Here is a 10,683-nt window from a genome sequence, read left to right as displayed (position 1 = left end):
GGGGAGCCGGAACTGGAATGAAGCTAAGCGCCTTAAGGGCACGGCCGTAGTAACTTACGGCAGCCGGGTCAAGCTTAGCGGCAAGTACTACTACATGGTCGGCTTCTCCGGCCAAACAGCCCTGTACATTAAGGCCGGCAACTTTTAATTGAAGATAAGGAACGGATTCAGGCTTAGCCTGGGTCCGTTTTTCTTTCTTAATTTAGCGATTATTGTATAATTAAAAAAAACTGTAATTAGTGAGGAGATACTTTTTAGCATGGAAGGACTATCACTGTTTTTAACGGTCTTCTTGGCCCTGGTAATTCCGATCGTCATGGCCCGCCTGCGGGTGACCACGGTGCCGACCGCCGTGGCCGAAATCATCGTCGGGATTCTGATGGGCAAGAGCTGTCTGAACCTGATCACCCAGACTTCCCAGCTGACTTTTTTGTCCAACCTGGGGGTCATCGTCTTGATGTTTTTGTCGGGGATGGAAATCGATTTTGACTTGCTCAGCCCGAAAAAGCACACCCGGGCCCGGAAGTCAGAGAGCGGCAAGCAGGTCAAGCCCATGGTCGTGGCTGCCTTCGCCTTTGGCGGGGTAGCGGTGGCCTCGGTTTTGCTGGCTTTGGAGATGAAGGCCCTGGGCCTCTTTAACGACGTGGCTCTGGCTTCGATCATCTTTATGACCGTGGCCTTAGGCGTGGTTATCGCGACTTTAAAGGAAAAAGAAATCCTGGGCCGGCCGATCGGGCAGACGATCTTGCTGACGGCGGTCATGGGGGAAGTTCTTCCCTTGCTGCTGTTGACCATCTATTCCACCGTTAACGGCGGGGATGCCCGCAAGCTCTGGCTGATCATCCTCTTGTTTGTGGCCGCGATTATTCTTCTGCGCCGCTTTAAGCGGCCTTACCTGTGGTTTGCCAAGGTGACCAAGGCCACAACTCAGCTGGACGTTCGCCTGGCCTTCTTCTTGATTTTTGCCCTGGTGACGGTGGCAGAGCAGGTTGGGGCGGAAAATATCCTGGGGGCCTTTTTGGCCGGGGTGGTCATGAAGCTGCTGGAGCCAACCCAGGCAACCAAGGACAAGCTGACTTCCATCGGCTACGGCTTCTTTATTCCGATCTTCTTCATCCGGACCGGGGTCAACCTCAACTTGAAGCTGCTCTTCGCCAACCCGCAAGCCTTGCTGCTGCTGCCGGTTCTGGTCATCTGCTTCTTCTTAGCCAAGCTACCGGTTACTTTGACCTACATGCGGGCCTTTAACAAGCGGAATGCTTTTGCCGGGGGCTTTTTAACGGCAACGACGATCACGATCGTTCTGCCGACCCTGCAGGTAGCCCGGAAGCTGAACGCCATCACGGCGACCCAGTCCAGCGCCTTCATTTTGGCGGCAGTCATCGTCTGCATCGCCTGCCCGATCGTCTTCAACTCAACTTTTGCCTTGACGCCGGAAGACAAGATCAAGGAAAAAGTCGTGATCTTCGGCCTCAATGCCGTGACTATGACCGTCTACCAGGACCTGCACGACTCCTGGTACTCAGTCCAGGTTTTGACCTGCCGGAAGGAAAAATATGATACCTACAAGAGCAAGGTCAAAAATCTGAAACTCCTGCCTGACCGGAAGCTGGATACCTTGGAAGCAGCCGGGGCCTTTGACACCGACATCTTCGTGGCCACCTTCACTGACGACCAGGCTAACTTAGAGGTCGGCCGGGCAGCCAAGCAGGCCGGGGTTAAGCGGGTCATCGTCAGCCAGGGCAAGGTCGTGGCCGGCACGGTTGACCAGCTCAGAGAGGAAGGCATCGAGCTTTTTGCCTTCAACAACCTGCACGGGGCCATGCTCCGGGCCTTGATCGAATCGCCAGCCGTCTACCGGATCATCACGGACACCAACAATGCCCTGTACGACGTGGTGGTCAGAAACTCGGCCTACACCGGCCGCCAGCTGATGGACTGGGACTTCGTCGACCAGATCACCGTTTCCCGGATCCGGCGGAGGGACAAGTGGATTTCCCCGCACGGGTCAACCGTGATCGAGCCAGGCGACGAACTGATCTACAGCGGTCCTTGGCGGGAAGCCGACCGGATTCACCAGCTTTTGAGCAGGGAATAGAAAAAAGATTATCCAGCAAAAATCGCTCTGCCGGCTGGCAGAGCGATTTTTCTTGTTTGTTTCTTTAGTTTGTTAGTTCTTTATTTTTTTCTGTTTTGCTTTTTCTGCTTTTTCCCTTAAGGCATGCAGTCCCTGGCCGCTTCCAGGACGGCGATGACCTGCAGGCTGTGGGCGAATGCCCGGTCAGCGGCGGTTTTATCCTTTTGGTCAAAGCACCGGATGAATTCAGTAAATTCCGGGATCATCCGGTGCAGGTCTGGGTCAAAGTTCTTGTCGGTCTGCCCGTCTGCCGTTTCCAGCCGGTAGCTTCTGATGTCACCCGGGCTGCCGATAAAGCTGATCGCCCCTTTTTCCCCAGCGATGAGAGAGGGGTTGTGGGCAAAGGCCTGGGAGTCCTTGGCCGCGGTTAAGCTGGCCTGTTTGTCGTCATAAGCCAGGACTAAAACACCGGAAGTGTCGACGCCCTTTTGCAGGTTAGGGAAGTAGTGGACGTCCAAAGGCGCCCCAAAAAGGCTGACGGCTAAGTGGATGTTATAGACGTTCAAGTCCAAGAGGGATCCGCCGCCCAGACGGGGGTTGAAGGCCGAGGCAATGTCGCCGGCTAGGAAGCGGTCGTAGCGGGAAGAGTACTGGGTGTAGTTGAGGCTGACCACGTGAACCGGGCCTAAAAGCTGCAAGTCACTGGCTAAAGATTTAAAGGCTGGCAGGTAGCGGTTGGTGATGGCTTCCGTAATGAGGCAGCCCTTCTGGTCGGCCAGCTGCTTGAGCTCTATGGCTTCTTCAGTAGTGAAGACGAAGGGCTTTTCACAGATCACGTTCTTGCCGGCTTCTAAAGAGTCCAGGCACATTTGGTAGTGCATGGAGGAAGGGGTGGCCACGTAAACCGTGTCAACTTGGTCGTCTTTAAGCATTTCCAGGTAGTCGTCGTAGACCCGGCCGATGCCGTACTGGTCAGCCAGTTTCTGGCCGGTGGCTAGTGACCGCTTGGTCGTGGCGATAGCGGCTAATTTTAAGCCAGGCAGGGGAAGGGCGGTGAGGAAGTCTCTAACGATCTTACCGCTGCCGATGATTCCAAGTTGCATTTTTTGCCTCCTTTATTTGTACCCTACATTTTGGATTGTCGGTTTTCTATTTTCTATTTGTTCAGCTTGCTGACGTCAACGGAATCCTTAATGACCGTCTTGGGGATGGCCAGTTTCTTTTGCTGGTTGACCTTGAGCATGGACAGCTTGGTTGAGCTGGTCTGCCCTTTAACCTTGTACTTGACGTAAATAGCCAGGTCGGTCAGCTGCTTTTGCTTGTTTAAGTCGATGGTCATTTTGATCTGCTGGAGCTGGGCCTTGGCCATCTGGTTGTTGCTTGACAGGCTGGCCAGACCGTTGGTTTCCGTGATCTCTTGCCAGAGGTGCTGGCTTTTGCCTGTGTAGCTGAGATGCCAGCCATTTTTGGCCTGGCTGACAGTAAAGAGCTTGGCGCTCTTTTGGCTGAGGGTCAAGGTGTCCATGTCCTTGACTACTTGATGGAAGTGGGAGATGGTCGTGAACTGGCTAAGCTTGGCCTTGTACCAGGCTTCCTGCTGGTCTTTATAGTATTTGACATAGGCATAGCGCTGGCTCAACCACATCTTGACGTTCTGGTCCCCGCTCTGGGTTAAGTCAGTCTGCATGACGAAAGGAGACCGCTGGTAGTTGATCTGGCCGTAGAAGCGGACCGGCTTGGCATTCTCGTAATAGCATTCGTCAATCTTCAGCTGGAAATTATTGATCTTGCTCTGCCGGGCCTTTTTGACCAGGCTCTGGGGACTGGGCTTAGCGCAGGCGGTTAAAAAGAGGCTGATCAGGGCCAGGAGGGCGAGCAGGTGAATTTTCTTTTTCTTTGACGGCATAGTATGAATCACATCCTTATTCTTTAATTCTAACAAATCACTGACTAATTGTTAGCGATTGCACTCAGAAAAAGTGCTTTTTTTGCCTTTAGGACTTTGAAAAGGCCGCGAGAGGCCGTATAATAATTAGTGAAACGTTTAATTTGCTAAAGGAGATTTTTTAATGTCTAAATTAGTTTTAATCCGTCACGGTCAAAGTGAATGGAACCTTTCAAACCAATTTACTGGTTGGGTTGACGTTAACTTGTCAGACAAGGGTGTTGAAGAAGCCAAGAAGGCTGGTCGCTTGATCAAGGAAGCCGGCTTGGAATTTGACCAAGCTTACACTTCAGTTTTGACCCGTGCGATCAAGACTTTGCACTTCGCTTTGGAAGAAAGCGGCCAACTCTGGGTTCCAGAAACTAAGACCTGGAGACTGAACGAACGTCACTACGGCGCTCTGCAAGGCTTGAACAAGGCTGAAACTGCTGAAAAGTACGGCGACGAACAAGTTCACATTTGGCGTCGTTCATACGACGTTTTGCCACCAGTTTTGGCTGACGACTCAGAATTCAGCCAAGCTAACGACCGTCGTTACGCAAACTTGGACCCACACATCGTTCCTAAGGCAGAAAACCTGAAGGTTACTCTGGACAGAGTTATGCCATTCTGGGAAGACCACATTGCTCCAGACCTTTTGGCTGGCAAGAACGTGATCATCGCTGCCCACGGCAACTCACTGCGTGCCTTGACTAAGTACATCGAAAACATCTCTGACGAAGACATCATGGATGTTGAAATGAAGACTGGTGAACCAGTCGTTTACACTTTCGACGACAAGTTGAACGTTGTAAGCAAGGAAAAGCTGGACTAAGTCCTCTTTCCTTAATTAAAGCGAAGCTCCGGCTTCGCTTTTTTTTATTGGACTGATTAAGGATTGACAGATGACTTGCTAAGATGATAGCTTAGATAGGAAAGTTGTGAACAGGGATACTTACCGGAAAATATCTTGAGCCCGTTTTCGGCTGACTTTTTTACAATTTCAATAAGAAAAGGCGGCAGGTAAAAGTTGGCGGAGCTTTTTTGCTATAATACAGACTAATGTCATTTTTTAAGTAGGTATCGATATATGAAAAAAGAAGACAAGCTGGGCATTCCTGAAACCCGGCAGCATGCCAGAAAACGCAAGCAGAAGCTGGTCCGCAACTGGATCATCGGCATTTTGGCCGTTGTCTGCGCCATTGCGGCCGGAGTGGGCCTGTATGCTGCCCATCTGTACAAGACGGCTGAGCAGGCGGCCAACAAGGCTTATGACTCAGAAAACGCGGTCAAGACAACCTATGGCGAATTCAACGGCAAGAAGCCTTTTGCCGTCATGCTCTTAGGAACCGACACCGGGGCCTTGGACAGAACGGAAAAGCACGGCAACACTGATACGATCATCGTTGTCGTGGTCAACCCGAAGAAGAAGAACTACACGATGATCTCGATTCCGCGGGATACTATGGCTGACATGGTTGGCGATGACTCCAACGACGTGCGGAAGATCAACGCGGCTTACTCGATTGGCGGGGCTAAGATGGCCATGCAGACGGTCGCTAACCTTTTGAACATTCCAGTCAAGTATTACGCCCTGGTCAACATGGGCGGGCTGATGAAGCTGGTCGGTTATGTCGGCGGGATTTACGTGACGCCGCCTTTAACCTTTACTTACAGCGGCTTTCCTTTCAAGAAAGGTGTCCGCCAGCACTTAAACGGGCAGGCGGCTCTGGCTTACAGCCGGATGCGCTATGATGACCCGCAGGGTGACTATGGCCGGCAGAAGCGGCAAAGAGAAGTCATCACCAAGCTGGTCCAGAAGCTGGCCACGGCAGATTCACTGACGAACTTCAGCAAGATCGCCAATAATCTGTCATCCAACGTGAAGACCAACTTGAACTTCCAGGCTTTGAAGTCTATCCTGGCCAATTATTCAGACTGCACTTCTTCCAGCGACAGCGACTACCTGCACGGCTACAGCGCCTATGTTGACGACGCGGCCTACCAAATCGCGCCAACCAGTGAACTGCAGCGGATTTCCCACAAGATCAGAAAATTGCTGGGGCTGAAGACGGCGACAGTCTCCAACCGGGAAATCGAGCTGAATACCTTAAACGAGGCCGCGGGCTTTAAGTTTGGCAGCGGTAAGACCCAGAACTACACGATCTATGATCCGGGCACGACGGCTGACAGCGTCAAGAGCGGCAAGACAAGTTCAAAGTCCAGCTCCAGTTCTAAATCCAGCAGCCAGGCTTCCAGCAGTACAACTGCTTACAGCACTAACTCCAGCAGTACAGATTACTCTGGCAGCACAAATTACGATACGACTTATAGCTACAGTTATAATTACAATTACAATACCAATCCGTTTTCAGGGGGCTATTAAAGGTGCTTAGCAAATTTTTGGCAGTAATTATCGGCTATTTGTTTGGCAACTTCATCAGCGCCATGTTCGTGGGCGAGTACTACCTGCACAAGGATCCGACCAAGTACGGGTCAGGCAACCCAGGCACGGCCAACATGGGGGCGGTTTTCGGCAAGAAGGCGGGAATTCTGACCTGCATCGGCGACCTGCTTAAGACCCTGCTGGCCATCTGCCTGGTTTATGTCATTTACCACCAGCACTTGCTGACGGCTTATACGGGCTTAGGCGTGGTTTTAGGCCACTGCTTCCCGGTCTTCAACCACTTTAAGGGGGGCAAGGCGGTGGCCGTGACGGCCATGGTTACGGTTCTCTACGACTGGCGGGCGGGTCTTATCACTCTTTTAATAGCCCTGGTCTTGACCGCAATCATGCAGAACCTGACTATTCCGCCTTTGGTTTTCATGCTGTCTTTCAGTATTTACCAGCTGACCAGGTCACTTGAGCCTGGCCTGGTTTTCTTGATCATGACGGCGGTCATGGCCTTTAAGTTCCGCTACGATATCTGGGACTTTTTCACGGGCCGTGGCAAGCGGGTCGATATTTTGTATACGATCAAGAAGAAATTGGGAATTTTGAAATGATTTCTTGATCATTTTTTAAAAAAAGCTGGATATAATGGATAATGAATTTGCAAAAGAAAGAGAATAATTCCGATATCGATGAGTGAACAAACACAATCCAGAAAAATTCATAACCTGCTGAAGTACGGCTTTCTAGTACTGGCGGCTCTGGTGCTTTTGCTGCAGATGTTTAATTTCAAAACCAGAATGCTGAAAAGCTCAATTACCTACCTGCGCCACCTGCCGCTAATCGTGGAAAGCGCGACCTACTGGTTTATTCCAATGGTCTTCGGGGCCGTTTACAGCAAGCGCAAGCTGCGCTTTAACGAAGGTTTCAAGGCCTGGGCCATCATGGAAGTAACCCTCCTGGCCTACTACCTTGTCTTCTTTATCTCCAAGCCATGGCACTTAAATACCTGGCGCTTCTGGGGCATCCTCTTCCCGATCCTGACCTCGACTTCCGTTTTGATGACGGGCCTGGTCTTCGGCCTGCTGGTGCAGCCGGTCATCTATGACTGGCAGGAGAAGTTCAGCAAGAAGCAGAGCCTAATCATTTTGATCGCCTTGACCTTGCTGGGCTTTACCCTGTCGGCCGGGACTTTCGAGATGAACTACTCCATCTATGGTCTATACCTGGCTCTGCCATTTGCCTGGGGGATGTTCTTAGGGAAGGTTGACTTCTCTGTTAAGCAAACGGTCATCTTTATTGTGGCCGGTATCCTTTCCCTTGGCCTGGTGATCGTCGGGGTAGCTGGCTTTAACGCCGTTTACTGGTCACAGATCATGTCCTGGCGGGCCAACCCGTCATCATGGAACTACCAGTTCCTGCTCAACGTGACCTCACCGTTTATCTTCATCATCGCCTTGGCGGCCTTTGCTTTTGCCCGGCCGGCCATCAAGGCTTTGGAAGCAAAGAACCTGGACTTCCTGGTTCCGCTGATCGTCTTCATGCAGGTACCAGACGCCAACTCCTTCATGTCATCCTTCAAGTACGGCACGGGCAGCCGGCAGTTGAACCGGATGATCACGATTTTGATCATGCTGGCCATTGCCATTGCCTGGCACTGGCTAATTGAACGCTACTTGTGGCGTTTCAAGCCAGTCAAGCGGGTCAACCGCTTCTTATACGAAAGCAAGAGCTTCGGGGCAGCGGCTGAAGGGGTCTTTAACCGCCTTTGGGGCTGGATGAAGTACCACCGGACCAACCTTTTGACCTGGACCTTCTTCTTTATCCTGTCCTTTGCCTCTTTCCTGGTTGAATCCGACAACATGCGGATTCAGATCACGACTGCTTCCAACGTCAACGCCGCAGTCTGGCTGGTTGGGACCAAGCTGGGGGCCTTGATTTTGACGACAATCTTTATCGACGCCTTCTTCACGATCCTTTACTTCGTCACGACCATATACTGGGTTTCCCTCATCACGACTTCCGCGGTCGTGATCGCCTGGGCGGTTGCTAACAAGATCAAGCTTGACCTCCGGGGCGAGCCAATCTACCCGAGTGAACTGTCTGAAGTAACTAATGCTGACAGTTTGCTGAGCATGATCGGGGGGCAGAAGACCTTGATCATGATCCTGCTGGCTTTGGCTGCTGTTATTGCCTTGATGGTCTTCTGCGAAGTCAAGTTCAAGGTCAAGAAGCGCGGCAACTGGAAGCGGCGGGGGATGTGGGCCCTGGCCAGCCTGGCCCTCTTCATGACGCCGAAGTGGTTTAACCACCAAGGCTCAGCTATTTACCGCTTGAACCGGGCCTTTGACAACAAGCAGTCCTTCCGGAACCCGGAAAGAGATATCCAGGTTAACGGGCCAATTTTGAACTTCCTCAACTACATCGACTTGCAGATCATGGACAAGCCAAGCAACTACTCCAAGAGCCAGATTCAGAAGCTCTATGAGAAGTACCAAAAGCTTGCTGACCAGATCAACAAGACCCGGACTAACGATTTGTCCAAGCAGACCGTTATCTTTAACTTGAGTGAAAGTTTCATCGATCCATATACCTTCCCGACGATCAAGTTCGCCAAGGGGACCAAGGATCCGATTTCTTACATCCACTCACTGAAGAAGACGACCACTTACGGCAGCATGCTTAGTGCCGGCTACGGTGGTGGTACGGCCAACATGGAATGGGAATCCCTAACTGGCTTTAACATGGGCTCCTTCAACACAACTTTGACTCCTTACGTCCAAGTCGTGCCGCAGTACCAGTACTACCCAACCATTGGGGCCAACTTCAACTACTCTTCAGCAGTTCACCCATTCATCGGGACTTACTACTCAAGAATTGAAGACTACAAGCGCTTCAAGTTCAACAAGTTTGTTTACCTTGGTTCCAAGTACAAGATCGTGGACCAAAAGAAGCTGGGGACCAGTTCCTACAACTCCGACTTCACGACTTACGACAACGGCTTGCGGCAGATCAACTCCCGCAAGGGCGGCCAGTTCATCAACCTGATTTCTATTCAGAACCACATGCCGTACAATAACTGGTACCCGAAGAACTACTATGCAGGCAAGATTTCCGGTGATCTTTTTGACGACGGCACCATCAGAACGCAAGTGGCGACCTACATCATGGGGACCCACTACACTGACCAGGCGGTCAAGAAATTCATCAAGCAGATTGACAAGATCAAGAAGCCGATCACCATGGTCTTCTACGGTGACCACTACCCGTCAATCGTTTCCCAGTCATACACGTCTAAGTACCCGATCCAAATGCACTCGACCCGCTACTTCATCTACTCTAACAAGTACGCCCGTCAGCACGGGGCTAAGGCTAAACTGACTTCCAATACCAACTACGTCAACACCAGTGACTTCATCGCCATGATGCTGGAACAAACGGGCAGCAAGCTTACGGCTTACCAGGCGCTTTTAACTGAAGTGCACAAGAAGCTGCCAGCCTTGACGATCAGCTATAGCGATGACACCGGCTTTACCCTGGTTGATCAGAAGGGCAAGGAAGTTGACCCGCAGACCTTGACCAGCTCACAACAAGCCCTGCTCAAGGACTACGAAATGATCCAATACGACATGACGGCTGGTTCAGCCTATGCCTTGAAGATCAAGGGTTTCTACACCATGAAGAAATAATTTGATTTATTGCAATAAAAGGGACTAAGGAGGATTAGTCCCTTTTTTTGTTTTTTGAAATAATAAGGGGGGCAATGATGGCTCATAAACAGCGCGTCGCCTATCTCGATTACCTCCGCCTTGTGGCAATCTTGGGGGTAATCACTATCCATGTGACCACGTCTCTCAACTTCTACCGGCAGGATTACGCGAGCTTAAACTGGCAGATCCTCAACTTCTGGGACGGCTTGAGCCGCTTTTGCGCGCCGGTTTTTATCATGATTTCCGGGGCCATTTTTCTGAATCCGGATTTTGACTTGAGCTGGGAAAAGCTTTTTAAAAAATACCTGCGCCGGATCGTAGTCAGCTACTTAATCTGGCAGCTGATTTACTGCGGCTGGTACTATTTCGCCAAGGGGAGCGACCTGGTGACCGTGGCCAAGTTCTTGATTGGCAGTTATGACCACCTGTGGTATCTGCCGATGATTGCCGGCCTTTACCTGGTGACACCGCTTTTGCGGCCGCTGGCCAGAAGACGGCGGCTGCTCGAATACTACCTTTTGCTGGCCCTGGTCTTTGCCTGGCTTTTGCCGACCGGCCTGGACTTAATCCGCCTTTGGCC

General features: G+C 51.3%; 9 protein-coding genes. 7 read left to right on the top strand and 2 right to left on the bottom strand.

Annotation, left to right across the window (positions count from 1 at the left end; all coding sequences use genetic code 11):
* Both Q0J41_RS03380 and Q0J41_RS03375 read left to right on the top strand, forming a co-directional pair.
* A partial coding sequence (locus Q0J41_RS03380; RefSeq protein ID WP_296226125.1) for an SLAP domain-containing protein occupies positions 1-148 on the top strand: 148 nt, incomplete at its 5' end.
* A 111-nt stretch (positions 149-259) separates the two neighbouring features.
* Positions 260-2,098 (top strand): cation:proton antiporter family protein, encoded by a 1,839-nt coding sequence (locus Q0J41_RS03375; protein ID WP_296226123.1) that lies wholly within the window; start codon positions 260-262, stop codon positions 2,096-2,098.
* 116 nt (positions 2,099-2,214) lie between these two features.
* Here Q0J41_RS03375 and Q0J41_RS03370 read toward each other — a convergent pair whose 3' ends face one another.
* The gene (locus tag Q0J41_RS03370) at positions 2,215-3,180 is read right to left on the bottom strand and encodes a Gfo/Idh/MocA family oxidoreductase (RefSeq protein WP_296226118.1); all 966 of its coding nucleotides are present in this window, start codon (positions 3,178-3,180) and stop codon (positions 2,215-2,217) included.
* A gap of 53 nt (positions 3,181-3,233) precedes the next feature.
* Positions 3,234-3,983 carry a hypothetical protein gene (locus Q0J41_RS03365; protein WP_296226116.1) on the bottom strand — a complete coding sequence of 250 codons (750 nt, stop codon included), beginning with the start codon at positions 3,981-3,983 and terminating at the stop codon, positions 3,234-3,236.
* 163 nt (positions 3,984-4,146) lie between these two features.
* Here Q0J41_RS03365 and Q0J41_RS03360 point away from each other — a divergent pair, with 163 nt between their 5' ends.
* The 5 genes from Q0J41_RS03360 to Q0J41_RS03340 form a co-directional block, all read left to right on the top strand.
* Positions 4,147-4,836 (top strand): 2,3-diphosphoglycerate-dependent phosphoglycerate mutase, encoded by a 690-nt coding sequence (locus Q0J41_RS03360; protein ID WP_008461910.1) that lies wholly within the window; start codon positions 4,147-4,149, stop codon positions 4,834-4,836.
* Positions 4,837-5,091: 255 nt separating this feature from the next.
* Positions 5,092-6,387, top strand: coding sequence for an LCP family protein (locus tag Q0J41_RS03355; protein WP_296226106.1), 1,296 nt, complete (start codon positions 5,092-5,094; stop codon positions 6,385-6,387).
* Positions 6,388-6,389: 2 nt separating this feature from the next.
* A complete protein-coding gene (locus Q0J41_RS03350) occupies positions 6,390-7,007 on the top strand; it encodes a glycerol-3-phosphate acyltransferase (RefSeq protein ID WP_296226103.1) in 618 nt (205 codons plus the stop codon).
* Between the two features lie 78 nt (positions 7,008-7,085).
* Entirely contained in the window at positions 7,086-10,082 is a 2,997-nt protein-coding gene (locus Q0J41_RS03345; RefSeq protein WP_296226102.1) for an LTA synthase family protein, read from the top strand.
* A 77-nt stretch (positions 10,083-10,159) separates the two neighbouring features.
* Positions 10,160-10,683 (top strand): acyltransferase family protein (locus tag Q0J41_RS03340; protein ID WP_296226100.1); only part of this gene is annotated, 524 nt, incomplete at its 3' end.

The organism is uncultured Lactobacillus sp. (genome assembly GCF_944327175.1).
Lineage (GTDB): Bacteria > Bacillota > Bacilli > Lactobacillales > Lactobacillaceae > Lactobacillus.
This window is presented reverse-complemented; position numbering and strand designations above follow the sequence as displayed.